The 26,574-nt window shown below is 66.1% G+C and carries 25 protein-coding genes; 14 read left to right on the forward strand and 11 right to left on the reverse strand.

The window, feature by feature from the left end:
- Positions 1–48: 48 nt before the first annotated feature.
- A complete protein-coding gene (gene ffh, locus CFB40_RS02820) occupies positions 49–1,416 on the reverse strand; it encodes a signal recognition particle protein (RefSeq protein ID WP_089424440.1) in 1,368 nt (455 codons plus the stop codon).
- Between the two features lie 89 nt (positions 1,417–1,505).
- Here ffh and CFB40_RS02825 point away from each other — a divergent pair, with 89 nt between their 5' ends.
- The 7 genes from CFB40_RS02825 (at position 1,506) to CFB40_RS02865 (ending at position 9,480) form a co-directional block, all read left to right on the forward strand.
- Positions 1,506–2,399: a cytochrome C assembly family protein gene (locus tag CFB40_RS02825; RefSeq protein WP_085042265.1), complete on the forward strand. Its 894-nt coding sequence runs from the start codon at positions 1,506–1,508 to the stop codon at positions 2,397–2,399.
- A gap of 13 nt (positions 2,400–2,412) precedes the next feature.
- Entirely contained in the window at positions 2,413–2,730 is a 318-nt protein-coding gene (locus CFB40_RS02830) for a PP0621 family protein (RefSeq protein WP_089430577.1), read from the forward strand.
- Positions 2,727–3,317 (forward strand): 1,6-anhydro-N-acetylmuramyl-L-alanine amidase AmpD, encoded by a 591-nt coding sequence (gene ampD, locus CFB40_RS02835; RefSeq protein ID WP_089430578.1) that lies wholly within the window; start codon positions 2,727–2,729, stop codon positions 3,315–3,317. The genes CFB40_RS02830 and ampD overlap by 4 nt, the downstream gene beginning before the upstream one ends.
- 462 nt (positions 3,318–3,779) lie before the next feature.
- Positions 3,780–6,773, forward strand: a complete 2,994-nt coding sequence (locus CFB40_RS02845) for a ribonucleoside-diphosphate reductase subunit alpha (protein WP_089424443.1) — start codon at positions 3,780–3,782, stop codon at positions 6,771–6,773.
- A 365-nt stretch (positions 6,774–7,138) separates the two neighbouring features.
- Entirely contained in the window at positions 7,139–8,350 is a 1,212-nt protein-coding gene (locus CFB40_RS02855) for a ribonucleotide-diphosphate reductase subunit beta (protein WP_039353057.1), read from the forward strand.
- 82 nt (positions 8,351–8,432) lie between these two features.
- The gene (locus CFB40_RS02860; RefSeq protein ID WP_076841698.1) at positions 8,433–8,759 is read left to right on the forward strand and encodes a hypothetical protein; all 327 of its coding nucleotides are present in this window, start codon (positions 8,433–8,435) and stop codon (positions 8,757–8,759) included.
- Positions 8,760–8,787: 28 nt separating this feature from the next.
- Positions 8,788–9,480 carry a histone H1-like DNA-binding protein gene (locus CFB40_RS02865; RefSeq protein ID WP_089424445.1) on the forward strand — a complete coding sequence of 231 codons (693 nt, stop codon included), beginning with the start codon at positions 8,788–8,790 and terminating at the stop codon, positions 9,478–9,480.
- A 239-nt stretch (positions 9,481–9,719) separates the two neighbouring features.
- Here CFB40_RS02865 and CFB40_RS02870 read toward each other — a convergent pair whose 3' ends face one another.
- From CFB40_RS02870 to CFB40_RS02915, 10 genes are all read right to left on the reverse strand, one after another.
- Positions 9,720–10,193 (reverse strand): glycine zipper 2TM domain-containing protein, encoded by a 474-nt coding sequence (locus tag CFB40_RS02870; protein WP_021161893.1) that lies wholly within the window; start codon positions 10,191–10,193, stop codon positions 9,720–9,722.
- Positions 10,194–10,212: 19 nt separating this feature from the next.
- Entirely contained in the window at positions 10,213–11,151 is a 939-nt protein-coding gene (locus CFB40_RS02875; RefSeq protein WP_069247079.1) for a carbohydrate kinase family protein, read from the reverse strand.
- A gap of 85 nt (positions 11,152–11,236) precedes the next feature.
- Entirely contained in the window at positions 11,237–11,740 is a 504-nt protein-coding gene (tpx, locus tag CFB40_RS02880) for a thiol peroxidase (RefSeq protein WP_027783488.1), read from the reverse strand.
- A gap of 73 nt (positions 11,741–11,813) precedes the next feature.
- Complete coding sequence (locus CFB40_RS02885) at positions 11,814–13,151, reverse strand: zinc-ribbon and DUF3426 domain-containing protein (protein ID WP_089430579.1); 1,338 nt, start codon at positions 13,149–13,151, stop codon at positions 11,814–11,816.
- Positions 13,152–13,196: 45 nt separating this feature from the next.
- Positions 13,197–14,099, reverse strand: coding sequence for a 50S ribosomal protein L11 methyltransferase (gene prmA, locus CFB40_RS02890; protein WP_089424447.1), 903 nt, complete (start codon positions 14,097–14,099; stop codon positions 13,197–13,199).
- Positions 14,100–14,101: 2 nt separating this feature from the next.
- Positions 14,102–15,469, reverse strand: a complete 1,368-nt coding sequence (gene accC, locus CFB40_RS02895) for an acetyl-CoA carboxylase biotin carboxylase subunit (protein ID WP_021161890.1) — start codon at positions 15,467–15,469, stop codon at positions 14,102–14,104.
- 84 nt (positions 15,470–15,553) lie between these two features.
- The gene (gene accB / locus CFB40_RS02900; RefSeq protein ID WP_046544894.1) at positions 15,554–16,027 is read right to left on the reverse strand and encodes an acetyl-CoA carboxylase biotin carboxyl carrier protein; all 474 of its coding nucleotides are present in this window, start codon (positions 16,025–16,027) and stop codon (positions 15,554–15,556) included.
- 66 nt (positions 16,028–16,093) lie between these two features.
- Positions 16,094–16,546: a type II 3-dehydroquinate dehydratase gene (gene aroQ / locus CFB40_RS02905; RefSeq protein WP_089430580.1), complete on the reverse strand. Its 453-nt coding sequence runs from the start codon at positions 16,544–16,546 to the stop codon at positions 16,094–16,096.
- Between the two features lie 194 nt (positions 16,547–16,740).
- The gene (locus CFB40_RS02910) at positions 16,741–17,292 is read right to left on the reverse strand and encodes a TlpA family protein disulfide reductase (protein WP_089430581.1); all 552 of its coding nucleotides are present in this window, start codon (positions 17,290–17,292) and stop codon (positions 16,741–16,743) included.
- Positions 17,293–17,299: 7 nt separating this feature from the next.
- Positions 17,300–17,944 (reverse strand): hypothetical protein, encoded by a 645-nt coding sequence (locus CFB40_RS02915; RefSeq protein WP_039353186.1) that lies wholly within the window; start codon positions 17,942–17,944, stop codon positions 17,300–17,302.
- Between the two features lie 246 nt (positions 17,945–18,190).
- Here CFB40_RS02915 and mpl point away from each other — a divergent pair, with 246 nt between their 5' ends.
- From mpl to CFB40_RS02950, 7 genes are all read left to right on the forward strand, one after another.
- Positions 18,191–19,576 carry a UDP-N-acetylmuramate:L-alanyl-gamma-D-glutamyl-meso-diaminopimelate ligase gene (gene mpl / locus CFB40_RS02920; protein ID WP_089430582.1) on the forward strand — a complete coding sequence of 462 codons (1,386 nt, stop codon included), beginning with the start codon at positions 18,191–18,193 and terminating at the stop codon, positions 19,574–19,576.
- Positions 19,573–20,142 (forward strand): YqiA/YcfP family alpha/beta fold hydrolase, encoded by a 570-nt coding sequence (locus CFB40_RS02925; protein ID WP_089424450.1) that lies wholly within the window; start codon positions 19,573–19,575, stop codon positions 20,140–20,142. Before mpl ends, CFB40_RS02925 begins: the two co-directional genes overlap by 4 nt.
- An 80-nt stretch (positions 20,143–20,222) precedes the next feature.
- Positions 20,223–22,310 (forward strand): ribonuclease catalytic domain-containing protein, encoded by a 2,088-nt coding sequence (locus tag CFB40_RS02930; RefSeq protein ID WP_089430583.1) that lies wholly within the window; start codon positions 20,223–20,225, stop codon positions 22,308–22,310.
- Positions 22,307–23,173: a shikimate dehydrogenase gene (aroE, locus tag CFB40_RS02935; protein WP_089430584.1), complete on the forward strand. Its 867-nt coding sequence runs from the start codon at positions 22,307–22,309 to the stop codon at positions 23,171–23,173. The genes CFB40_RS02930 and aroE overlap by 4 nt, the downstream gene beginning before the upstream one ends.
- 14 nt (positions 23,174–23,187) lie before the next feature.
- Entirely contained in the window at positions 23,188–23,925 is a 738-nt protein-coding gene (gene mtgA / locus CFB40_RS02940) for a monofunctional biosynthetic peptidoglycan transglycosylase (protein ID WP_089430585.1), read from the forward strand.
- 438 nt (positions 23,926–24,363) lie between these two features.
- Entirely contained in the window at positions 24,364–25,974 is a 1,611-nt protein-coding gene (locus CFB40_RS02945) for a S10 family peptidase (protein ID WP_179255247.1), read from the forward strand.
- 80 nt (positions 25,975–26,054) lie between these two features.
- Positions 26,055–26,456: an EF-hand domain-containing protein gene (locus CFB40_RS02950; RefSeq protein ID WP_089424454.1), complete on the forward strand. Its 402-nt coding sequence runs from the start codon at positions 26,055–26,057 to the stop codon at positions 26,454–26,456.
- The last annotated feature ends 118 nt before the right edge of the window (positions 26,457–26,574 follow it).

Below are 26,574 nucleotides of genomic sequence, written 5' to 3' on the forward strand. Positions count from 1 at the left end.
GCCGCCGCGCGCTACAGCAAAAACCCGCGCGCCGGCCGATGGGCGGAATCAGCGCATGCCGGGCATCATGCCCTTCAGGCCGCGCATCATCTTCTGCATGTTGCCGCCCTTCAGCTTCTTCATCATCGTACGCATCTGGTCGTACTGGTTCAGCATCCGGTTGACTTCCTGCACCGGCACGCCCGCGCCGGCAGCAATGCGGCGCTTGCGCGTCGCCTTGATGATCTCGGGTTTCGCGCGCTCGGCCGGCGTCATCGAGCTGATGATGCCTTCCATCCGGCGGATCGACTTCTCGGCCTGGCCCATGTCGGCGCCGGCGGCCGCCTGCTGGAACTGCGCAGGGAGTTTATCCATCAGCGACGACAGGCCGCCCATGTTCTTCATCTGCGAGATCTGCGCGCGGAAATCGTTCAGGTCGAAGTCGCCGCCTTTCTTGACCTTGTCGGCGAGCTTCTGCGCGGCCTGCACGTCGACGCCGCGCTGCGCCTCCTCGACGAGCGCGAGGATGTCGCCCATGCCGAGGATCCGGTTCGCCATCCGGTCGGGGTGGAACACCTCGAGGCCGTCGAGCTTCTCCGCGACACCGACGAACTTGATCGGCTTGCCCGTGACGTGACGCACCGACAGCGCGGCGCCGCCGCGCGAGTCGCCGTCGAGCTTGGTCAGCACGACGCCGGTGAGCGGCAGCGTGTCGTTGAACGCCTTCGCGGTGTTGACCGCGTCCTGGCCGAGCATCGCGTCGACGACGAACAGTGTTTCGGCCGGCTTCAGCGTGCCGTGCAGCGCGGCGATTTCCTGCATCATCGCCTCGTCGATGCCGAGGCGGCCGGCCGTGTCGACGATCAGCACGTCATGGTAGTGGCGCTTTGCCCAATCGACGGCCGCAATCGCGATGTCGACGGGCTTCTGGTCCGGCGTGGACGGGAAGAAGTCGGCGCCGACCTGTTCGCTCACCGTTTTCAGCTGCATGATTGCGGCCGGGCGATACACGTCGCACGACACGGTCAGCACCTTCTTCTTGTACTTCTCGCGCAGCAGCTTCGCGAGCTTGCCGGCGGTCGTGGTCTTGCCCGCGCCTTGCAGGCCGGCCATCAGGATCACGGCGGGCGGCGTGACCGCGAGGTTCAGCTCGGCGGCCTTGCCTTCGTAGTCGCCGCCGATCACGGCGGTCAGTTCCTTCTGGACCACGCCGACCAGCGCCTGACCCGGCGACAGGCTGCTGATCACTTCTTCGCCGAGCGCCTTTTCCTTGACCTTGGCGATGAATTCGCGGACGACCGGCAGCGAAACGTCGGCCTCCAGCAGGGCGAGACGCACCTCGCGGAGCATCTCCTGCGTGTTCGCCTCGGTAAGCCGGGCCTCGCCGCGCAGCGTCTTGACGACGCGCGCCATCCGTTGAGTGAGATTGTCGAGCATGGGGAGCGATGGACAGTGGGGCCCGAAGGCGCGGCGGAACCGAACAAAGGGAGCCGTCGCGGGAAGGGGGCCTAGTGTAAACTTCGAACATGGATATTGTACTGTATGCCCTCACCGCATTCCTGTACGGCGGCCTCGCCGTCGCAGGCTGGCGCACGCACCGCCAGGGCGCGACGCCGCTCGTCGCGAGCGTGCCGGCCGTGCCGGTTCCCGCGTCCGCTGCGTCCGGGATGAGCGGGGCCGGCCGCGCGCTGCTGTTCGCCGCGCTGGTCGCGCACGGCGTGCTGCTCCATATGACGATCTTTCCGAACGACGCAATGGTGTTCGGCTTCGCGTTCGCGCTGTCCGCGATGTTCTGGCTCGGCGCCGGCATCTACTGGATCGAGAGCTTCTTCTTCCCGCTCGACAGCCTGCGCCTGCTGGTACTGCCGCTCGCGTGTGGCGCGTCGCTGCTGCCGCTCGTGTTCGGTGGCGTGCGGGTGCTTCCTTATGCCGCAGCGCCGTTGTTCAAGCTGCATTTCCTGATCGCGAACATCGCATACGGCCTGTTCGCGATCGCGGCGCTGCACGCGATCCTGATGCTGATGGTCGAGCGGCGCCTGCAGTCGCTGCGGAGTGGCGGGCGCGACGGCTCGACGGGCTGGATCGCGAGCTGGCTCGAGACGCTGCCGCCGCTGCTCACGCTCGAGAAGCTGCTGTTCCGCCTGATCGGCGCCGGCTTCGTGCTGCTCACGCTGACGCTCGCGTCGGGCATCCTGTTCAGCGAGCAGGTCGACGCGCGCGCGCTGCGGCTCGACCACAAGACGGTATTCGCGATCCTGTCGTGGCTGATGTTCGGCGGCCTGCTGGTCGCCCGCAAGACGTCGGGCTGGCGTGGCCGTGGTGCCGCGCGCTGGGTGCTCGTGTCGTTCGCCGCGCTGCTGCTCGCGTATGTCGGCAGCCGGTTCGTTTTCGAGGTGCTGCTGCACCGTTCCGTGGTTTGAACGCAGGTTTCCGATGCGACAGATTCTTCTCCTGATTCTTCTCTTCTTCGCGGGTTCGTGGATCGCGCGCAAGCTGCGCCAGGCCCAGGAGCACGCGCAGGCGCGCACCGGCCGCGGCGCCGGTTACGACGGCATGCCCGGCGCCGGCGGCGCGGGTTCGGGGCGCCCGAACGGCGATGCGCGGGCGCTGCCCGAGCCGATGGTGCGCTGCGCCGAATGCGGCGTGCATGCGCCGAAGGGCGACGCCGTCGCCGCGGGCGGTGAATACTTCTGCAGCGCCGAGCACGCGCAGCGCCACGCCGCGCGGTCGAGCGGTCGCGACGCACGATGAGCGACGCGCGGTTGCTGTCGGTCGACGCGCACGGCTGGGTGCGCGAAGCGCGCCATGCGCCGTCGCCGAACTTCGAGGTGCGGCCCGCGGGCGCGGTGCCGACGCTCGTGGTCGTCCACAACATCAGCCTGCCGCCCGGCGAATTCGGCGGTGACGCGATCGAGGCGCTGTTCCTGAATCGTCTCGACTGCGATGCGCACCCCTATTACCAGAGCCACCTGCGCGACGTGCGCGTGTCCGCGCACTTCCTGATCCGCCGCAACGGCGAACTCGTGCAGTTCGTGTCGTGCGACGAGCGTGCGTGGCATGCGGGCTCGTCCGAGTTCTTCGGCCGGGCGCGCTGCAATGACTTCTCGATCGGCATCGAGCTCGAGGGCGCGGACGACGTGCCGTTCGACGACGCGCAGTATGCGATGCTCGCCGCGCTCTCCCGCGCGCTCGCGGCACGCTACCCGGTCGACGCATTCGCGGGGCACTCGGACGTCGCGCCGGGCCGCAAGACCGACCCGGGCCCACATTTCGATTGGCAACGCTTTGCGAGCGATGCCGGTTTTTCCGCCGAATACTTTCCTTTCCGTCAGCACTGATCGCAGGGTTTTTGAGGGCGCGAAATTTTTTTTTCCGACCAATGCCTTGTCGCGTCTGAGCCTGCGCGGGGTGGGGGTGATGTCAATACCTCCATCGCAAATTATCCATTTTGACGTCCTCCGAATGTCCACTATACTTGGTGCCAGTTGAGCAGTTCTGCACTAGATATAGTGTGTGTCGCAGGGGAAACCCGAGCGGCACCGGCCGGCGGGCAACGCCGGCGGACAGGGTTCTCAGGGCGGCGCGTCAGGCCGGGCGGTCCGGGCGTCGCGATCAGCGCAGCGAACATCGACGGGGCAGGGTACACATGACGAAGCACACGACCGGATCGGTTGTCGCGCATCGACCGAACCGGCTTCCCCGGCGCATCGCTCGCCTCTTACCGCTCGCGCACCGCGTTGCGCAGCGTTCGTTTTAATCCGCGGTTCTCTCCGCACCATCCAACACCAGGAGCTTTGCACATGCAAACCACCGACAACGCGACGTCCCAGTACGAGAGCGCCTCGAGCCGTCCGCTCGGCGGGACCGAACAGGGCGCGAAGGCGCTCGCGCCGCAGGCCACGTTCGCCGACTACAAGGTGATCCGCCGCAACGGCAGCGTCGTCTCGTTCGAACCTTCGAAGATCGCGATTGCGGTGACCAAGGCTTTCCTGGCCGTCAATGGCGGGCAGGGTGCGGCATCGGCGCGCGTACGCGAGCAGGTCGAGCAACTGACGCACAACGTCGTGCGCGCGCTCGTGCGCAGCCGCCCGAACGGCGGGACGTTCCATATCGAAGACATCCAGGACCAGGTCGAACTCGCGCTGATGCGCGGCGGCGAGCACAACGTCGCGCGTGCGTACGTGCTGTATCGCGAGAAGCGTCACCTCGAGCGCCAGCATGCGGGCGAGGAAGCAGCGGCCGCCGGCGGCGAGGCGAGCACCGGCATCAACGTCGTCGACAACGGCGTCACGCGCCCGCTCGACCTGAACGCGCTGCGCGCGCTGATCGTGTCGGCATGCGACGGCCTCGGCGCTGCGGTTAACCCTGACCCGATCGTCGCCGAGACGGTGAAGAACCTGTACGACGGCGTGCCGATGAGCCAGGTCTACGACTCGGCGATCCTGGCTGCGCGCACGATGATCGAGAAGGATCCGGCATACAGCCAGGTTACGTCGCGCATCCTGCTGCACACGATCCGCCGCGAGATCCTCGGTGAGGAAGTGGTGCAGGCCGAGATGTCGACCCGTTACGCGGAATACTTCCCGCAGTTCCTGAAGCGCGGCGTCGACGCCGGCCTGCTCGACGACAAGCTGCTGCAGTTCGACCTGAAGCGCCTCGGCGAAGCACTCGACGCGAACCGCGACCTGCAGTTCGGCTACCTCGGCCTGCAGACGCTGTACGACCGCTACTTCCTGCACGTCGAAGGCACCCGCATCGAAATGCCGCAGGCATTCTTCATGCGCGTCGCGATGGGCCTGTCGCTGAACGAGATCGACCGCGAAACGCGCGCGATCGAGTTCTACAACGTGCTGTCCAGCTTCGACTTCATGAGCTCGACGCCGACGCTGTTCAACTCGGGCACGCACCGCTCGCAGCTGTCGTCGTGCTACCTGACGACCGTCGCGGACGATCTCGACGGCATCTATGAAGCGCTGAAGGAAAACGCGCTGCTGTCGAAGTTCGCCGGCGGCCTGGGCAACGACTGGACGCGCGTGCGCGCACTCGGCTCGCATATCAAGGGCACGAACGGCAAGTCGCAAGGCGTGGTCCCGTTCCTGAAGGTCGTCAACGACACGGCCGTCGCGGTCAACCAGGGCGGCAAGCGCAAGGGCGCGGTCTGCGCGTACCTCGAATCGTGGCACCTCGACATCGAGGAGTTCCTCGAGCTGCGCAAGAACACGGGCGACGATCGCCGCCGGACGCACGACATGAACACGGCGAACTGGATTCCCGACCTGTTCATGAAGCGCGTGATGGAAGGTGCGGACTGGACGCTGTTCTCGCCGTCGACCTGCCCGGACCTGCACGACAAGTTCGGCGCGGAATTCGAGAAGGCTTACACGGCTTACGAAGACAAGGTCGCGCGCGGCGAGATCAAGCTGTTCAAGAAGATCCCGGCGCAGCAACTCTGGCGCAAGATGCTCGGCATGCTGTTCGAGACGGGCCACCCGTGGATCACGTTCAAGGATCCGTGCAATGTGCGCTCGCCGCAGCAGCACGTCGGCGTCGTCCACTCGTCGAACCTGTGCACGGAAATCACGCTGAACACGAGCGACACCGAAATCGCGGTGTGCAACCTCGGCTCGGTGAACCTCGTCGCCCACCTGGTGAAGCAGGCCGACGGCAGCTACGCGCTCGACCACGACAAGCTGAAGCGCACGATCAGCGTCGCGATGCGCATGCTCGACAACGTGATCGACATCAACTACTACGCGGTGCCGAAGGCGCGTAACTCGAACCTGAAGCACCGTCCGGTCGGCATGGGCATCATGGGCTTCCAGGACTGCCTGCACCTGCTGCGCACGCCGTACGCGTCGGAAGCGGCGGTCGAGTTCGCCGATCGTTCGATGGAAGCGGTCTGCTACTACGCGTACTACGCGTCGACCGAGCTGGCCGAAGAGCGCGGCCGCTACTCGAGCTACCGCGGCTCGCTGTGGGATCGCGGCATCCTCCCGCAGGACACGCTGAAGCTGCTGACGGAAGCACGCGGCGGCTACGTCGAAGTCGATACCTCCGAATCGCTCGACTGGACGTCGCTGCGTTCGCGGATCGCCTCGCACGGCATGCGCAACTCGAACTGCGTCGCGATCGCGCCGACGGCGACGATCTCGAACATCATCGGCGTGTCGGCCTGTATCGAGCCGACCTTCCAGAACCTGTACGTGAAGTCGAACCTGTCGGGCGAATTCACGGTGGTGAACGAGTACCTGGTGCGCGACCTGAAGGAACGCGGCCTGTGGGACGAAGTGATGGTCGCCGACCTGAAGTACTTCGACGGCATGCTGTCGCGCATCGACCGCATCCCGGCCGACCTCCGCGCGATCTACGCGACCGCCTTCGAAGTCGACCCGACGTGGCTGGTCGAAGCGGCATCGCGTCGCCAGAAGTGGATCGACCAGGCGCAGTCGCTGAACATCTACATGGGCGGCGCGTCGGGCAAGAAGCTCGACGAGGTCTACAAGCTCGCATGGCTGCGTGGCCTGAAGACGACCTACTACCTCCGCACGATGGCGGCGACGCACGTCGAGAAGTCGACGGTCGCACACGGCGCGCTGAACGCCGTGCCGACGGGCGGCGGTTCGAGCAGCGGCGGCGCGCAAGGCGCGGCTGGCGGCTTCGGTGCGGCAGGCGGCGATGCGTCGTCGGGCGCGGTCAACGCGGCACCGGCACTCGCACCGGTCGAGGCAGATGGTCCGGTGTGCACGATGCGTCCGGGCGATCCTGGCTTCGACGAATGCGAAGCGTGCCAGTAACGCAGTGCGCCTGACCTGAGAAGCAGGTCAGCGCGGCGCACACGACGACCGATCGAGGTTGAAGTGTGCGCCGCTCTCAACTAAAAAAATGATAAGGAATCTGTAACGCGGCACCTGCGTTGCAGGCAGTGACAAGCGATCGAAACATCCCCGACGACGTCGCGTTTCGATCAGCGTTCGATGCGTCGAGCGCACCTCGCGATACACGCGCGACGCACATCGCGCGCTGCATGAACGACGATGCGTTGCTCAAAGTGTTGTATCGAGGTCGCAACGCGAATCGAAAAAAGGATTTTTCGTGAGCGAACCCTTTTATCGCTCAGGAAAAGATGGTACAAACCGTTCTAAATTGATGGTGAGAATTTATGCTCAACTGGGATGAAGAGAAGACTGCCGTAACTCCCGCGAGCGGAGCGCAGCAAAACGCGATGCGCACCTCCGCAGGAACGGCTGTCGGACTGCAGGCTGCAACGCCTGCCGCCCATCAGGTTCGCGACATTTTCGAAGGCGATCTTGCGGTGCCCCCGCAAGCATCGGCTGTTCCCGCCGGCGGTTCGGAAGCGCGGGTCAATGTCGCCGACAAGCGCATCATCAACGGCCAGACTGACGTCAATCAGCTGGTGCCGTTCAAGTACAAGTGGGCGTGGGAAAAGTATCTGGCCGGTTGCGCGAACCACTGGATGCCGCAGGAAATCAACATGTCCCGCGACATCGCTCTGTGGAAGGACCCGAACGGTCTGACCGAGGACGAGCGCCGTATCGTGAAGCGCAACCTCGGCTTCTTCGTGACGGCCGATTCGCTCGCGGCGAACAACATCGTGCTCGGCACGTACCGCCACATCACGGCGCCCGAGTGCCGGCAGTTCCTGCTGCGCCAGGCGTTCGAAGAGGCGATCCACACGCACGCGTACCAATACATTGTCGAATCGCTCGGTCTCGACGAAGGCGAGATCTTCAACGCGTACCACGAGGTCACGTCGATCCGCGCGAAGGACGAATTCCTGATCCCGTTCATCCACACGCTGACGGATCCGGCCTTCAAGACCGGCACGCTCGAAGCGGATCAGAAGCTGCTGAAGTCGCTGATCGTGTTCGCCTGCATCATGGAAGGCCTGTTCTTCTATGTCGGGTTTACGCAGATCCTCGCGCTCGGCCGCCAGAACAAGATGACGGGTGCTGCAGAGCAATATCAGTACATCCTGCGCGACGAGTCGATGCACTGCAACTTCGGCATCGACCTGATCAACCAGATCAAGCTCGAGAATCCGCATCTCTGGACCGCCGAATTCCGCGCCGAGATCCGCGAGCTGTTCAAGCAGGCTGTCGAACTCGAATACCGCTACGCCGAGGACACGATGCCGCGCGGCGTGCTGGGTTTGAACGCGTCGATGTTCAAGAGCTATCTGCGCTTCATCAGCAACCGTCGTTGCCAGCAGATCGGCCTCGATCCGCTGTACCCGAACGAGGAAAATCCGTTCCCGTGGATGAGCGAGATGATCGACCTGAAGAAGGAACGCAACTTCTTCGAGACGCGTGTGATCGAGTATCAGACGGGCGGCGCGCTGTCCTGGGAATAACCCGCAGCAGCGAACCCGTCACATGATGGAACAGCCGGCGGCCTCTCGGCCCCGGCTCAAGGTTTAGGAGCAAGAACGCCTGATGCAAAGCATGCCCGGTGCCTTAACGGCACGACGACACGACAGGCACTTTGCGAACCCTTCAGTGGGATGGGCAAACTTCCCTCCGGAAAAAGCGGACGGCCGTGTGGCGGTCCGCTTGATCAAGCGATTAGGGGTAGCGGCGCGAGGTGCGCCGGCTACCGACTTGATTTGGCGCGCGAGGCCGGGTGGTCACGCGCGCCATACCGTATTCATTAGCGTAAGCGCGTGGTATCCGCGTACGCCGATGAATAGCCCGCTTCGAAGCGCACGTCCTGAACAGCGTCCGCGGGAAGCGGGTTTTGACGAAGGGTGTAGTTTGAACTGACTCTCATCTGAACCTGAAGGAGAACAACATGGCACTTGCCAAGAAGAAACCGGCTGCAAAGAAGGCCGCAGTGAAGAAGGTCGCTGCGAAGAAGGCTGCTGCTCCGGCGAAGAAGGCCGTTGCAGTGAAGAAGGTTGCTGCGAAGAAGGTCGCGGTGAAGAAGGTTGCCGCGAAGAAGGCAGCACCGGCGAAGAAGGCAGCAGTGAAGAAGGTTGCTGCGAAGAAGGTCGCAACGAAGAAGGTTGCCGCCAAGAAGGTCGCAGTGAAGAAGGTTGCCGCCAAGAAGGCAGCACCGGCGAAGAAGGCCGCAGCGAAGAAGGTTGCCGCCAAGAAAGTCGCAGTGAAGAAGGTTGCTGCGAAGAAGGCCGCACCGGCTAAGAAGGCTGCTGCGAAGAAGGCCGCGCCGGCGAAGAAGGCTGCTGCGAAGAAGGCTGCGCCTGCGAAGAAGGCTGCCGCGAAGAAGGCTGCGCCTGCCAAGAAGGCTGCCCCTGCGAAGAAGGCCGCTGCTCCGGCGAAGAAGGCTGCCGCTGCTGCCCCGGCTGCGGCTCCGGCGAAGAAGGCTGCCGCTCCGAAGAAGGCTGCTGCTCCGAAGAAGGCCGTCGTGAAGAAGGCTGCGCCGGCAACGACCGCGTCGACCGCATCGGTTGCGCCGGCATCGGGCGTGAAGACCGCGCTCAACCCGGCAGCGGCATGGCCGTTCCCGACCGGCAGCCGTCCGTAATCGAGGCTGACCTGCACCACCCGGACACTCACGTGGTGTCCGTGGGTTGAGTAGCGCTACTCAATCAGTCCCGCCATCTGGCTCAGGTGGCGGGATTTTTTTCGTCCGTCCTTGCCGATGGATGTGCCCGCATACCGGACGCCCGTACGCCGGCTGCGGCGAGTACGGACGAAAAAAAACGCATGTGCAGCTTCGCACATGCGTTCGACCGCGGCTTGCGCCGCGTGCTGAGGTACCTGTTAGTGCGTGACGCGCGTGACGCCGCCGCTCGACAGCAGTCGCACGCGTTCGCCGGCGCGGAACGCTTCGCCGCTTGCAGCCTGCGTGATCGAGCGCAGATCGCCGTTGTCGAGGCGCACGGTGATTTCGACACCGTTCGCCGTGCTGAGGTTTTCGCCGACCGCGTTGCCCGCGACCGCGCCGACGAGGCCGCCGGCGATCGCGGTCAGGATCGACCCCTTGCCGCCGCCGATCGCGCTGCCTGCCACCGCGCCGAGCGCGCCGCCGCCGAGCGTGCCGATCGCGCTGCCGCCGCCGTCGGACTGGATGCGCACCGCGCGGACGCTTTCGACCGTGCCCATGCGGACCGTCTGTTCGCGCTGCGCCTGGCCGACGCTATAGACATCCGCCGAACCGGGTGCGGTGAAGCAGCCGGTGAGCGTCAGCGAGGCCGTCAGCATGGCCGCGAGCGTGAGGGTCTTTTTCGTCAACATCTTTGCTCTCCCACAAAATTCATTTGAGACTGTAACCGAATGCAGTCTCGAAGCGCGCGTCGATTTCGGCGCGCGTCAGTACGTAAGTCTGGGGCCCTTGGTGGGCGATCTTGATCGAGCCCATCAGGCTCGCGAGGCGGCCCGTGGTTGCCCAGTCGAGGCCATGCTCGATGCCGTACAGCAAGCCACCCCGGAAGGCATCGCCGCAGCCGGTCGGATCGGAGATCCGCTCGGCCGGCACGACAGGAATCTGCTCCGTGCCCTGCTTGTGGCGGATGGTCGCGCCGTGCTCGCCACGCGTGATGACGAGGGCGTCGACCCGGCTGGCGATTTCATCTTCGGACCATCCCGTCTTGTCGCTCACCAGCTTGGCCTCGTAGTCGTTGACCGCTACATAGGTCGCAAGTTCAATGCTGCGGCGCAGCGTCGCACCGTCGAACAGCGGCAGGCCCTGGCCAGGATCGAACACGAACGGCACGCCGGCCTTGGCGAGCTCTTCCACGTGCTGCACCATCCCGTCGAAGCCGTCGGGGCCGACGATCGCGAGCTTGATGCCCGGCGCGTCGCCCGCATGGTTCAGGTGCGACTGCATCATCGCGCCCGGGTGGAACGCCGTGATCTGGTTGTTGTCGAGATCGGTCGTGATCATCGCCTGCGCGGTATACGTGTCGGGCAGCACGCGAACGTGGTCGCGGCGCAGGCCGAGCTGGTCGAGCCGGTCGAGATACGGCTGCGCGTCGAGTGCGCCGATCGTCCCCATGATGCGCGCATCGCCGCCGAGCAGGTGCAGCGCGTACGCGATGTTGCCCGCGCAGCCGCCGAATTCGCGGCGCATCGTCGGCACCAGGAAGCTCAGGTTGATGAGGTGCACCTGGTCGGGCAGGATGTGCTCGCGGAACCGCCCTTCGAAGGTCATGATGGAATCGTAGGCGATCGAACCGCAAATCAACGTAGCCAAGGTGTGCGTTCCTGTAGAAATGAGGGACCCTGCGCGACAACGCCGCGCGAAAGGCGCGGCGCGGCAGGGGAAAGCGAAAGAAAGCTTACTTCAGCGCGGCGAGCGCTGCATCGTAGTTCGGCTCGTCCTTGATTTCGCCGACGAGTTCCGCGTGGATCACCTTGTCCTGCGCGTCGAGCACGACGACCGCACGCGCGGTCAGGCCGTTCAGCGGGCCGCTCGTCACGTCGACACCGTACGCGTTCGCGAATGCGCGGCCGGTGCGGAACGTCGAAGCCGTCACGACATTCTCGAGGCCTTCGGTCGTGCAAAAGCGCGTCGCAGCGAACGGCAGGTCGGCGGACACGACGACGACAACCGTGTTGTCGAGCGACGATGCGGCTTCGTTGAACTTGCGGGTCGACGTCGCGCAGGTCGGCGTGTCGAGGCTCGGGACGATGTTCAGCACCTTGCGCTTGCCGGCGAAGCTGGCGAGCGACAGGTCGGCGAGGTCCTTGCCGACCAGCTTGAAATCGGCGGCTTGTGCGCCGACGGCCGGGAACGTGCCGGCGAGATCGATCGGGTTGCCACCCAGCGTAACTTTGCTCATGTTCGTGCTCCGAAATAGCGCGCCGCTCGGGCGCGCGGGTTGAGACGGGCGCGCAGGCGCGCGCCGCGGCGCGTCACGGATAGAAAATCTGGACGCGGAAATTCGAGGCGGGCGCACCGTTCGTGTCGACGCGGACGACCATCGTCTGCGTCGTGCCGGGCGGCAGCCCGGCGTCGATCGGCGTGCCCGGGCGCACGTAGTCGCGCGGCGCGAGTACGCGGCGCACGGTCACGTGGTTGGTGTCGTCGAGCAGCGTCAGCTCGAGCGACGGGTAGGCGAGTGCGACGCGGTAGCGGTTCGTCAGCGGCACCTTCAGCTCGAGCTCGCGCGGGCCGTCGAGCTGGCGCAGGTCGGTCGCGTCGAGCCGCAGGCCGTCGATCGCGCGCGGCGGCGCAACCGTGCAGCCGAGCGGCGCGCAGGCCTGCCGGAACCAGCCCTGCGTGACGGGCCAGTAGATCATCAGCGTTTCGCGCTGCCACCATGCGAGTTGCCCGACGAGCAGCACGGCGAGCACGGCAGCGACGAGGCCGCCGAAAAAGCCGCCGAGCATGCCGCGCCGCTGCGGCGCGCGCGTTTCGCGCGTGACGGTGAAATGCGGACGATCGTCGTCGGTCAGCGCAGCGGGGAAGGGGGCGGCCGGCGCGTGGGTCGTTGCGGCGGGCGTCTCGTCGTGCCGGGTGGTGCCGGAGTCAGGCTCGGGCCCGGCTTCGGTGACGGCTGGCGCCGGCGTGAACGCAAAGCGCGGTTCGCGCGGCGCGCGTTCGTCGTCCGGCACGGCGAAGTGCGCGGTACCGACGGGTTCGGCGGCGTCGCGAGCGGTCTCTGCGTCCGACGGACGGTGCGCGACGAAGCGGGGCTCACGCAGGTCGTGTTCGACGGGCGCGGCCGATGGTTCGGTATCCTGCGGCGTTTGCGTCTGCAGCGATTCGGCCGGCTGTTCGACGGCAGCGGACGGGGGCAGCTCGGCCGGCGAGGGCGCGAACGGTGCGGGCGTACCCGACAGGTGAACGACGCCGGCTTCGATGGACGGAAGGGCAAGCGGGATCAGCGGCTCGGTGCGCAAGGTCTGCACGCTGTGCTGCAGCGACGGGTCGACGCCGGCATCGAGCCACGGCGCCCACATGTCCCAGCCTTCGGGCTTGTAATCGGTGTCGGAAGGTGACCCGGCCGGCGCTTCGGCAGCGAACAGCCGAGGCGGGGCCGGATGATGCGCATCACCGTCATCCTGCGCGGCAGCCGGTTCGGTCAGGACCGGCCCGGTCTGCTGCGCGTGCTCGGGAACGAGCGACTCGGATGCGTTGAAAACTTCGTGGCAATGCCCGCAGCGCACGAGCCCTTGATGCAGCGAGAGCTGTTCCTGCTGCAGCCGGAAGACGGTTTCGCAATGAGGGCAGCGCGTCGCAAGAAGCATGTCGAGCCGGGCGGCCTGCTGGCCAGAGTGAAGGACAGCGCTATTCTAATGGCTTTCGCGTCGGGTTCCGGCGAGGCATACCCAACCTTCGTGCTCACGCCAGACCGAGATGTCGACGTAGCGTGCGTAGACGGCCGCCACTTCGTCCGCCTGGCGCGCGAGCACGCCCGACAGCGCGATGCGCCCGCCCGGCTTGACCTTCGAGGCGAGCATCGACGCCATCAGCTTCAGCGGATTCGACAGGATGTTCGCGACGACGATGTCGAATTCACCGTCCGGGCATGCATCGGGCAGCCCGTACGTGACTTCCGCACGGTTGCGTTCGCTGTTCTGCCGCGCCGATTCGACTGCCTGCGGATCGATGTCGATGCCGATGACGGGGTTCGCCCCGCATTTCTTCGCGAGGATCGCGAGAATGCCCGAGCCGCAGCCGTAGTCGAGCACCGACTGGCCGGGCGTCACCGACTGCTCGAGCCATTCCATGCACAGGCGCGTGGTCGGGTGGCTGCCGGTGCCGAAGGCGAGGCCCGGATCGAGTTCGAGGATGAGCGCGTCGGGGTCGGGCGCATCGTGCCACGACGGCACGACCCAGATCCGCTCGCCGATCGGGATCGGCTCGAACTGCGATTGCGTGAGACGCACCCAGTCCTGCTCTTCGACTTCGCGGACGGTGAACGCCGGCGTCTCGGCGACGCCGATCTCGTTCGCGGCCGCCGCGAGCAGCACGGCCGGCTCATGGTCGGCCGCGAGCAGCGCGACCACGCGCGAGTGCTGCCACGCGGTGCGGTCGGGCACGAGGCCCGGCTCGCCGAAGAGCGGCTGTTCGTCGGGCGTGTCGGCGTCGGCATCCTCGACGGACACCGACAGCGCGCCGAGTTCGAGCAGCGCGTCGGACAGCGCCTCCGCATGCTCACGGGCCAGTTCGACGACGAGTTCGCGATAGCTCATGCTTACGCTTCTTCCGGTGCGACCTGCTGCTTCTGGGCGAGCCGGTTTTCGAGGTAGTGGATGCTGGTGCCGCCTTCGACGAACTTCGAATCGATCATCAGCTCGCGGTGCAGCGGGATGTTGGTCTGGATGCCTTCGACGACCATTTCCGACAGCGCGATGCGCATCCGGCTGATCGCCTGCTCGCGCGTCGCGCCGTAGGTGATCAGCTTGCCGATCATCGAATCATAGTTCGGCGGCACGAAATAGCCATTGTAGGCGTGCGAATCGACGCGCACGCCGGGGCCGCCCGGCGTATGCCACGACGTGATCCGGCCCGGCGACGGCGTGAACTTGAACGGATCTTCCGCGTTGATCCGGCATTCGATCGCATGTCCGCGGAACTGGATGTCGCGCTGGCGCAGCGTGAGCTTCTCGCCGGCCGCGATGCGGATCTGTTCCTGCACGATGTCGACGCCCGTGATCAGCTCCGATACCGGGTGCTCGACCTGCACGCGCGTGTTCATCTCGATGAAGTAGAACTCGCCGTTTTCGTACAGGAATTCGAACGTGCCCGCACCGAGGTAGCCCATCTTCTTGCAGGCGTCCGCGCAGCGGTCGCCGATGCGGTCGATCAGGCGGCGCGGAATGCCGGGTGCCGGCGCTTCCTCGATCACCTTCTGGTGGCGGCGCTGCATCGAGCAATCGCGCTCGCCGAGCCAGATCGCGTTCTTGTACGCGTCGGACAGCACCTGGATTTCGATGTGGCGCGGGTTCTCGAGGAACTTCTCCATGTACACCTGCGGGTTGCCGAACGCACGGCCGGCTTCCTCGCGGGTCATGTTGACCGCGTTGACGAGCGCGGCCTCGGTGTGCACGACGCGCATCCCGCGTCCGCCACCGCCGCCTGCCGCCTTGATGATGACCGGATAGCCGATCGCGCGCGCAATCTTGACGATCTCCTTCGGATCGTCCGGCAACGCGCCTTCCGAGCCCGGCACGCACGGCACGCCGGTCTTGATCATCGTCTGCTTCGCGGTGACCTTGTCACCCATCATGCGGATCGTTTCCGGGCGCGGGCCGATGAACGTGAAGCCCGACTGCTCGACGCGTTCCGCGAAATCGGCGTTCTCCGACAGGAAGCCGTAGCCGGGGTGGATCGCCTCGGCATCGGTGACTTCCGCGGCGCTGATCAGCGCCGGCATGTTCAGGTAGCTCAGGTTCGACGGGGCCGGGCCGATACAGACGGCTTCGTCCGCGAGGCGCACGTACTTGGCTTCCTTGTCGGCTTCCGAGTAGACGACCACCGTCTTGACGCCGAGCTCACGGCACGCACGCTGGATGCGCAGCGCGATTTCACCGCGGTTGGCAATGAGGATTTTTTCAAACATAGCGAGTATTCGTCTCTTCGAGGGGCGCGCGAACGGCGCCTGGCGGGCATCGGCGGCGCGCGGCCCGCAGGCCGCGCGGCGGACTTAGCCGATCACGAAAAGCGGCTGGCCGTATTCGACGGCCTGGCCGTTCTCGACGAGGATTTCCTTGATCACGCCGGCCTTGTCCGACTCGATCTCGTTGAGCAGCTTCATCGCTTCGATGATGCAGATGGTCTGGCCTTCCTTGACCGTATCGCCCACCTGGACGAACGGGTCCGCGCCCGGCGACGGTGCGCGATAGAACGTGCCGACCATCGGCGACGTCACGACGTGGCCCTGCGGGACCGCCGGAGCGGCTGCGCCGCCTGCGGCCGGCGCGGCAGCGCCTTCGGTCGGCAGCGCGGCCGACGGGGCCGGCGCGCTGACTTGCGGGGCATACCCAGCCGTCGGCTGCACGTAGACCGGCGGCGCGTTCTTGACGATGCGCACCTTGCCTTCGCCTTCCGTCACTTCCAGCTCGGAGATGCCGGATTCGGAAACGAGGTCGATCAGAGTTTTCAGCTTACGAAGATCCATCGGGAATTCCCCTTTCAATACGTGAAAGCGCCGGTTAGGGGCCGGCGCTGAATCTAGATCGCGAAATCAGCCGCGCGACGTGCCTTGCAGCTTGTCCAGCGCGTACTCGAGCGCGTACAGATAACCTTTCCAGCCGAGCCCGCAGATCACGCCTTCGGCCTGGTCGGAAAAGTAGGAGTGGTGCCTGAACACTTCGCGGCGATGCACGTTCGACAAGTGAACCTCGACGAACGGGATGCCAACGCCGGCGATCGCGTCCCGGATCGCGACACTCGTGTGCGTGTACGCGGCCGGATTGATCAGGATGAAATCGGTCTGTTCCTCCCGCGCGGCCTGGATGCGGTCGACCAGCGCACCCTCATGGTTGCTCTGGAACGACGACAGTTCGGCGCCGGCTTCCCGGGCACGCGCGGCAAGCGCCTGATCGATCTGGGCGAGCGTGACGCGGCCGTACACCTCCGGTTCCCGGGTGCCGAGAAGGTTCAGGTTGGGGCCGTGCAGCACCAGCAATCGTGTCATGGTCGCTTCTATTTCTGCGGAATTGCGCGAACTTTAGCGCTATTTAGAGAAATTTGTCTAGTTTTGCCGAACGGCCGGGCGCACGCGATCTGCAAAAATTACCGGTGCGCATCCAAAGTGTCGGCGAATTCACGCGAAATTGCGGTGATCGACGGGCAAATTGCCGCCAACGTGCGGGCCGCCGTTCGGGCAGGTTACAGCGCGTCGAGCGTCTTTTTCAGCTCGGCCGGCTGGATTTGCCCCAATTTTGTCTCGCGGATCTTGCCGGTTTCGTCGATGACGACCGTAAACGGCAGCGCGCCGGCCGTATTTCCGAAATTACGGGCCAGATCGGCGCCCGCATACCCGCTGACGAATACCGGGTAATCGACCTTCACCTTCTGCAGAAAGTTCTTCACGTTCTGTTCGGAATCGACGCCGATCCCGATGAAACGGATGCCCTTCTGCTTGTATTGGTGCGATAGCGCGACGAGCTCCGGCATCTCCTCGACGCAGGGGCCGCACCATGACGCCCAGAAATTGACGACGACCTTCTGGCCCTTGAACGCGGACAACGTGGCCGGCTTGCCGTCGGTGCCCGTCAGCGACGCCGCCCATAACTGTTCGACCGGGCTGCCCTGCGCAGCGGGCGCGGCGACGGCGACACCGTCGTCGGCCGGCCCGCGGAACCAATGGCCGGCGGTGAGTCCGCCGGCAACGGCGGCGGCCGCGACCACCGCGAGCGCCAACATGCGTTTCATCATCATCGTTGAATCATTCCGGTTCGGAAGGGGTCTTGCCTGCTTCGACGAGCGCGCGCAGCGCGGCGGCATCCGCACGGGCGACCCGGCCGCGCGCGTCGGCCTTGACCGCGCCGCGCAGGTCGTCGCTCGCATAGAGCGCGAGGTGGATGCCGATTGCGTCGACGTCGCGTCGCGGGCGCCACAGGAAACTGAGCGTCTCGACGTCGGCGCGGCCCGCGAAGTGCCGCGTCTCGGACACGTCGTACTGGACGTTCTGGTTCAGCAGGTAGATCGCGACGTCCTTCGGGTTGTCGGTGAATGCCTGCAAATGAATATCCGAATGCGCGTTCGCGGTGCCGTTCAGCACGGCGCCCGTCACATAAGGATGGAACTCGGCGAGCCGGCGCATCCAGTCGAGCGCGATTTCGCGCAGGCGGCGTAGTTCGTCCGGCTGCGTGTCGCTCTGGAACAGGGCGAGGTACTCGCGCAGTTCTTCCTCGATCTGGTCATTATCCGGCAGCCATTCGCCGGCAACGCGCGTATCACCCAGCAACTGGCGCGCGGCCTTGCGCTTTGCGCCGGCATAGTCCAGGCCGTCTTCCGCGATCAGGCGCGCGGCGGACTGGGCAATTTCCTCGCGGACGCGCCGCGGGTCGAGAAGGGTTTTACGAGACATGATCCGGCAATCATACTCGATCGCCGCAGGGCCCGAGCGCGGGTGCGGCGGCCTGCCGCCCGGCGTGCCGGCGCCGTTCGCGCGCAGCGTTCGGGCCGCCGGGCACGGCAGGCCGTCAGTTACAATACTGTTCTTTGTGTCGCGGCAACAGCCGTTGGCCGGGCGTCGACCGCACGGCCTGTCCGCCGCGCCGCACACGCATCCTTTCCGAATCGACGGCGCCCGGCGGCGCGAAAGCATTCATCTATGCACATCCACATTCTTGGCATCTGCGGCACCTTCATGGGCGGTCTCGCCGTACTCGCGCGCGAGGCGGGCCACACGGTGACGGGTTGCGACGCGGGCGTCTATCCGCCGATGAGCACGCAGCTCGAGGCGCAGGGCATCACGCTGATCGAGGGCTACGGCGCCGAGCAGATCGACCTGAAACCGGACCTGTTCGTGATCGGCAACGTCGTCACGCGCGGCAATCCGCTGATGGAGGCGATCCTGGATCGCGGCCTGCCGTACGTGTCGGGCCCGCAGTGGCTCGGCGAGCACGTGCTGGCCGGCAAATGGGTGCTCGCGGTAGCGGGCACGCACGGCAAGACGACCACGTCGTCGATGCTCGCGTGGCTGCTGGAAGACGCGGGCCTGAATCCGGGCTTCCTGATCGGCGGCGTGCCGCTGAACTTCGGCGTGTCGGCGCGGCTCACCGATTCGAGCTTCTTCGTGATCGAGGCCGACGAATACGACACGGCGTTCTTCGACAAGCGCTCGAAGTTCGTCCACTACCGGCCGCGCACCGCGGTGCTGAACAACCTCGAATTCGATCATGCCGACATCTTCCCGGATCTCGCCGCGATCGAGACGCAATTCCACCATCTCGTGCGGACCGTGCCCGGTGTCGGCCGGATCGTCACGAACGGCCGCTCGGACGCGCTCGAGCGCGTGCTGGCGCGCGGCTGCTGGAGCGAGGTCGAGCGCTTCGGCGTCGACGGCGGATGGCAGGCGCTGCCGGCCGAGGACGGCGTGCCGGTCGACGAGCGCTTCGCGGTGTATTCGCACGCGGAACGCGTCGGCGAAGTCGCGTGGCAGGTGCAGGGCGATCACAACCGGATGAACGCGCTCGCGGCGATCGCGGCCGCGCGCCACGTCGGCGTGCCGCCCGCGCAGGCGGCCGAATCCCTCGCGTCGTTCCGCAACGTGAAGCGCCGGATGGAAGTGCGCGGCAGCGTGGACGGCGTGACCGTCTACGACGACTTCGCGCACCATCCGACCGCGATCGACACCACGATCGCCGGCCTTCGTGCCCGCATCGGCCGTCAGAATGCCCGCATCCTCGCGGTGCTCGAGCCGCGCTCGAACACGATGAAGCTCGGCGTGATGAAGTCGCAATTGCCGGCGAGCCTGGCCGACGCCGATCTCGTGTTCGGTTACGGCGCGCCGACCGGGCGGGACGCGCTCGGCTGGAATCTGGCCGAAGCGCTGGCGCCGCTCGGCGAGAAGGCCCACGCATTCGACGATCTGCACCTGCTGGTGAAGTCCGTCGTCGCCGCGGCCCGTCCGGGCGATCACGTGCTCGTGATGAGCAACGGCGGCTTCGGCGGCGTGCACCAGAAGCTGCTCGATGCGCTCGGGAGCCGCACGTGATCCTGTACCTGCACGGCTTCCGGTCGTCGCCGGAATCGCAGAAGTCACGGCAACTCGCCGCGCGCATGGCCGAACTCGGCCGGATTGACGAGTGGCGGTGCCCGTCGCTGTCGGTGTCGCCGCTCGAAGCGATCGCCGTCGCGGAAGCCGAGGTGGCCGGTGCGCGCGACGTGACCGTCATCGGCAGCTCGCTCGGCGGCTATTACGCGACGTGGCTCGCCGAAAAGCACGGCTGGAAGGCCGTGCTGCTGAATCCGGCCATCGTGCCGCAGCGCGATCTCGAGCAGCATCTCGGCGAGCAGCCGCTGTATCACGGCGGCGGCACGATCGTCGTCGAGCGCCGTCACCTGCATGAGCTCGATGCGCTGCGCGTGCCGGCGATCACGCGTGCCGAACGCTACTATCTGTTCGCGGCGACCGGCGACGAAGTGCTCGATTACCGCGAGATGCTCGCGCATTACCCGGGCGCGAAGACGCGCGTGATCGAAGGCAGCGATCACGGGATCAGCGAATTTGCCGACTACGTCGACGACGTTCTCGCCTTTTGCGACGGAAAGACGTCTTAAACCGGCCATGTGCCGATCGAATTCCCATCATCATGCGGCGCCGCCGACGCGGCGCCCGGCAGTCTGAACGAGAGTACTGAGTGAACGTTTTCTTCGAGGAATCGGGCAGTTTCAAGGCGGGCAGCGTGCTGTCGCGCCAGGGCGACGCGTTTCAGGTCGAGTTGCCCGGCGGGCGGCGGGCGAAGGTGCGCGCGAAAGACGTGCTGATCGAATTCGACAAGCCGGCCGCAAGCGAACTGATGCAGGAAGCCGACACGGCCGCGCAGCAGATCGATCTGGATTTCCTGTGGGAATGCGCGCCGGCCGACGAGTTTGCCTATACGGCGCTGGCCGCGGAATACTTCGGCGCGTCGTACGGCCCGGTCGAGCGCGCGGCGCTCGTGTTGCGCCTGCACGGCTCGCCCGTCTACTTCCGCCGCAAGGGGCGCGGCCAGTACCAGCGCGCGCCGGAAGAGCAGCTCAAGATGGCGCTCGCGTCGCTCGAGCGCAAGCGCCAGCAAGCGCTCGTCCAGGTGCAGTATGAAGAGGAACTCAAGGCCGGCAAGCTGCCGGAGGCGTTCGCGGGCAAGGTGCTCGGGCTGCTGACGCGGCCGGACAAGAACTCGATCGAATACAAGGCGATGGAAGCGGCGGCCGGTGCGCGCGGCGTGTCGCCGGCGCGGCTGATGCTCGACTGCGGCGGCATCGCGTCGCCGCGTGCACTGCACGAGGCGCGCTTCCTCGCGGAATTCTTCCCGCACGGCACGGGCTTCCCGGCCGTCACGGTCGGCCCGCTGCCGGACGACCTGCCGCGTGCGGACGTCCAGGCGTTCTCGATCGACGACATCACGACGACCGAAATCGACGATGCGTTCTCGGTCGAGCACCTGGCCGACGGCCGCGTGCGGATCGGCGTGCACATCGCGGCGCCAGCGCTCGGCATCGTGCGCGGCGACCCGGTCGACGCGATCGCGCGCACGCGCCTGTCGACCGTCTACATGCCGGGCGACAAGATCACGATGCTGCCGGACGACGTCGTCGACGTGTTCACGCTGAAGGAAGGCGATTACCGTCCGGCACTGTCGCTGTACATCATCGTCAATCGCGAAACCCAGGAGATCGTCGCGAACGAGACGCGCGCCGAGCTCGTGTTCGTGAAGAGCAACCTGCGGCACAACCACCTCGACGAGCTCGTCAACGAAGAGACGCTCGCGGCCGGCACCGGCGAGTATCCGCACAAGGACGACATCGCCGTGCTGTGGCCGCTCGCGCAGGCGCTGTTCGAGAAGCGCCAGGTCGCGCGCGCGGGCTACGGCCTGAAGCGCGAGGTGCAGCGCAACACCGATTACAACTTCTACGTCGACGGCGAGCACGTGTCGATCACGCCGCGCCGCCGCGGGTCGCCGCTCGACCTGATCGTGTCGGAGCTTGCGATCCTCGCGAACTCGACCTGGGGCGCCTTCCTGCACGACCACACGGTGCCGGGCATCTACCGCTCGCAGCGCGGCTTCGGCGCGCCGGGCCCGAAGCGCACGCGGATGCAGACGACGGCCGCGCCGCACGAAGGCCTCGGCGTCGCGCAGTACGCGTGGAGCACGTCGCCGCTGCGCCGCTACGTCGACCTCGTGAACCAGTGGCAGCTGCTCGCGTGCGTGCAGCATGGCGTCACCGCGAAGCTCGCCGCGCCGTTCAAGCCGAAGGACGCCGATCTGTACGCGGTCGTGCAGGGCTTCGACGACACCTACACGGCCTACGCCGACTACCAGCGCCGGATGGAGTATTTCTGGTGCCTGCGCTGGCTCGCGCAGGAGCAGAAGAAGCAGGTCGTCGCGAGCGTCGTGAAGGGCGACCTCGTGCGCCTCGAGGAAATTCCGCTGCTGCTGCACGTGCCGGGGCTCGGCGTGCATGCGCGCGGTACGCGCGTGTTGCTCGACGTGATGGCGCTCGACGAGCTGACGATCGAGGCGTCGGTGCGGTTGCTGAACGTGCTCGACGCGCCGACCGTGACGAGCGGCGACGCGGCCGAGGAAGAGGATGACGCCGAAGGCGGCGACGACACGCTGATCGACACCGAAGACGCAACAGCCGAAACCGAAGCCGAAGCACTGGCGGAAGCGGATGGCGCGGCGGCCGGTGAAGGCGGCGAAGCCGCGAACGGCAACGCCGGCGAAGAGGGGCGCGCATCATGACCGCGATTGCGTCGATGCGCGGCGCCGACCGCTATGTCGTATTCGGCAACCCGGTGGCGCACAGCAAGTCGCCGTTCATCCACGCGCAATTCGCCGCGCAAACGGGCGAACCGGTCGAATACACGCACCGGCTCGCGCCGGTCGACGGGTTCGACGCGGCCGTGCGCGCGTTCGTCGCCGAAGGCGGTCGCGGTGCGAACGTGACGGTGCCGTTCAAGCTCGAAGCGCATGCGCTCGCCGACACGTTGTCGCCGCGCGCGGCGGCGGCGGGTGCCGTGAACACGCTGCGCATCGACGCCGACGGCCGCATCCATGGCGACAACACCGACGGTGTCGGCCTCGTGCGCGATATCGAAGCGAATCTCGGCGTGTCGCTGACGGGCGCACGCATCCTGCTGCTCGGCGCGGGCGGCGCGGCGCGCGGGGTCGTGTTGCCGCTGCTCGACCGCGCGCCGCTGTCGATCGGAATCGTGAACCGCACCGCGAGCAAGGCCGAAGCGCTCGTCGGCCAGTTCATGCAGGCCGCGCACGATGCGGGCTGCACGCTCGCGGGCGGTGGCCCCGACGTCGTGCGCGCGGAGCCGTACGACGTGGTGATCAACGCGACGGCCGGCAGCCTCGATGCCGCGCTGCCGGAGTGTGATGCGGCCGCGTTCGGCGCGGGCACGCTTGCGTACGACATGATGTACGGCGCACAGCCGACGGTGTTCATGCAGCATGCGGCGTCGCTCGGCGCGCGCACGGCCGACGGGCTCGGCATGCTCGTCGAGCAGGCGGCCGAATCGTTCTTCATCTGGCGCGGTGTGCGGCCGGACGGCGCACCGGTGCTGGCCGCGCTGCGCCAGGCGCTCGCGGCGAGCTGAGCGGAGCGCGGCACGTGGTGGCGGTGAGCGGCACGCAGCCCACGCGGACGGTGAGCCCGACCCGCTGGATCGTCTATGCGGGATCGGTGTTCGCGGGTGCGTGGCTCGCGACGCAACTGTTCTATCTCGCGCAGATCGCACTGTGGTCGTTCGTGAACCCGGGCTCGACCGCGTTCATGCGCACCGACGCGTGGTGGCTGTCGCGCGACAAGCCGCCCGCGCAGATCCAGCATCAATGGGTGCCGTACGACCAGATCTCGCGCAACCTGAAGCGCGCGCTGATCGCGTCGGAAGATTCGACTTTCGCGACCAACAACGGCTACGACGTCGACGCGATCCTGCAGGCGTGGGAGAAGAACAAGGCGCGCGGCAAGATCGTCGCGGGCGGCTCGACGATCACGCAGCAGCTCGCGCGCAACCTGTTCCTGTCGCGCGAGAAGAGCTACATCCGCAAGGGGCAGGAGCTCATCATCACGTGGATGCTCGAAACGGTGCTCGACAAGGAGCGGATCTTCGAGATCTACCTGAATTCCGTCGAGTGGGGGCGCGGCGTGTACGGCGCCGAAGCGGCCGCCCGCTATTACTACAGGATTCCCGCGAGCCGGCTCGGCGCGTGGCAATCGGCGCGTCTCGCGGTGATGCTGCCGAAGCCGCGCTGGTTCGACGCGCATCGCGGCTCGGCGTACCAGGCGCAGCGCGCGGCGGTCATTGCTCGCCGGATGGGTGCGGCCGCACTGCCGCAATCGGAGTGAACGGCGCGCTCGCGCCGTCGCATTGACCGTTTCGTCGCCCGTGCGCCCGTCACGGGCCGTTTGTGCGCTGCAGCGCATTCATGTCGCGATCATTTCGGGCCACATCCTTTAGACGAATCCGTCTATTTCGTTTTGCTGAGCAATACCGGGCGCCGTGTGCTTTTGTTGGCCGATATGGCACGAAATTCGGGGATTTTTTAGTCTCCCCGGATAAACACGAAAGTCCGTGAAAGGTATGTGAAATGCAATGTTTCGCAAACCGAAGCATTCCTGAAAGGTGTGCGCCGCACCGGCCGCCAGCCAAATATTTCAAAATTTTTCAAAGCTGACGGCCTCGCGTATATTGGCCAGCGCCTCGGCTTATCGGCCGCAATCGAGGCGGGGGGTGGCTTATCCGGCTGCTCGACACAAAAAACATCCGAGAGAAGGAAAGCAACGATGCCAGCAAGCAAAGCGAAGCTGTTGTTGGGAGTGGTGTTTTCTTCGCTGATCCTGACGGGCTGCAACGACGACGTGACATCGTCTTCTGCTGCCAGCGCCGACAATTCAGCCGATCCCGCCAGTCAGGTGGACAGGGCGTACAACGATCCGAACAGTTATTCGTCGAGCGCGAACGCGTCGCTCGACGCCTCCGCCGCGGTCGAAAAGGCCGCCGTCACGCATCACCAGATCACCCTCAACGGCAAGACGATCCGCTACACGGCCACGGCCGGCCACCTCGTCGCGCGCAATCCGCAGACCGGCGCGCCCGAAGCATCGTTCTTCTATGTCGCGTATACGGCCGACAACCAGCCCGCGGCAAAGCGGCCCGTCACGTTCCTGTACAACGGCGGCCCCGGCTCGGCATCGGTGTGGCTGCACCTCGGCTCGTTCGGCCCGCGCCGGATCCAGACGGGCGACCCGAACGCGAACACGTCGACGTTCCCGTTCGTCGACAACCAGGAAAGCCTGCTCGACACGACCGACCTCGTGTTCGTCGACGCAATCGGCACCGGCTTCTCCGAAGCGGTCGCGCCGAACACGAACCAGACGTTCTGGGGCGTCGACCAGGATGGCGGCGCGTTCCGCGATTTCGTGACGCGCTACCTCACCGTGAACCAGCGCAACGATTCGCCGAAATACCTGTTCGGCGAGTCGTACGGCACGCCGCGCACCGACGTGCTCGCGAACCTGCTCGAGACGGCCGGCGTGAAGCTCGACGGCATCGTGCTGCAGTCGTCGATCCTGAACTACAACGTGAACTGCGACATGGCGAGCGACTACATCGGCAACTCGAACAACGGGTCGAGCCCGGTGAGTTGCGCGGGTTTCGTGCCGTCGTACGGCACGGTCGGCGCGTACTACCAGCTCGACAACCCGAACCCGTCGAGCCTGCCGCAGTATGCGGACCAGATGCGCCTGCTGACGGCCGGCAGCTACGCGCCGGCCGTGAACGCGTACCTGGCGAGCCATACGCCGCCGCCGCCGACCCTCGTCACGACGATGGTGAATTCGACCGGCGTGAAGCAGTCGCTGTGGAATGCGAACTTCAACGTGGTCCCGACTTTCTTCGACAACAGCTTCCAGCTGTCGCTGATCCCGGGCACGCTGATCGGCCGCTACGACGCGCGCGTGAACGTGCCGGTGTCGAGCCCGCTGGCGGCCGACGGCGATCCGTCGAGCTCGTTCATCACGAAGCCGTTCACCGACACGATCGGCAAGTACCTGCCGAACGAGCTGAAATACACCGCGCAGTCGGCCTACTCGGTGAGCAGCAATGCGATCAACACGTGGGACTGGACGCACGACGGCCTCGCGATGCCGGACACGATTCCCGATCTCGCCGCGGCGCTGTCGCTGAATCCGCAGCTGAAGGTGCTGTCGCTGAACGGGTATCACGACATCGCGACGCCGTTCTACCAGACCGAGCTCGACCTCGCGCGGCTCGGGACGCAACCGAACCTGACGATCAAGGACTATCAGGGCGGACACATGGTCTATCTCGACGATACGTCGCGTCCGCAGGAGAAAGCCGACCTCGTGACCTTCTACAACGCGGCCGCGCACTGATGCTGCGCCAGGCAGGCGACGCGCGCCCGCGGTGGCGCCACGCCTGCCGTCGACGACCTCATTCCAGACTGGAGCCTGATATGAAGAATCGTTTCATCGTCGTTGCCGCGGCGCTCGCCTGTGTCGGCGCCGCAGCATCCGTATCCGCGTTCGCGCAGGCGAGCGACGCCGCCGCCCCGGTGCGTGCGCGCCAGGCGCAGCTCGGCGATCCGTATGTACCGCCGGCCGCGCGCAAGCCGACCGCCGGCACGCAGACGACGGGCGCCGCGCTGCATGCGCAGGTGGTGCGCAAGCTCGCGCGGCAGTTCAGCGCGGCCGACGCGCAGAACACGGGTTCGATCACCGAGTCGCAGGCACGCGCGGCCGGCCTCGGCTATGTCGCGAACCACTTCCGGCAGATCGACTCGTCCGGCAACGGCCGCGTGTCGTTCGCGGACGTCCAGCGCTACATGCAGGCACGCAGCACGAGCAGCCAGCAGTAAGCGCGGCGCGCGGTGAACAAACGGGGGCGGAACCTGCTGCAAGGCGGGTTCCGCCCCCGTGCACATGAAGCCGCCGTTACGTCGAAGACGACCGGATTCACGTCGAATTCTCATTATC

The organism is Burkholderia sp. AU31652 (assembly GCF_002223155.1).
In the GTDB taxonomy this organism is placed as follows: domain Bacteria; phylum Pseudomonadota; class Gammaproteobacteria; order Burkholderiales; family Burkholderiaceae; genus Burkholderia.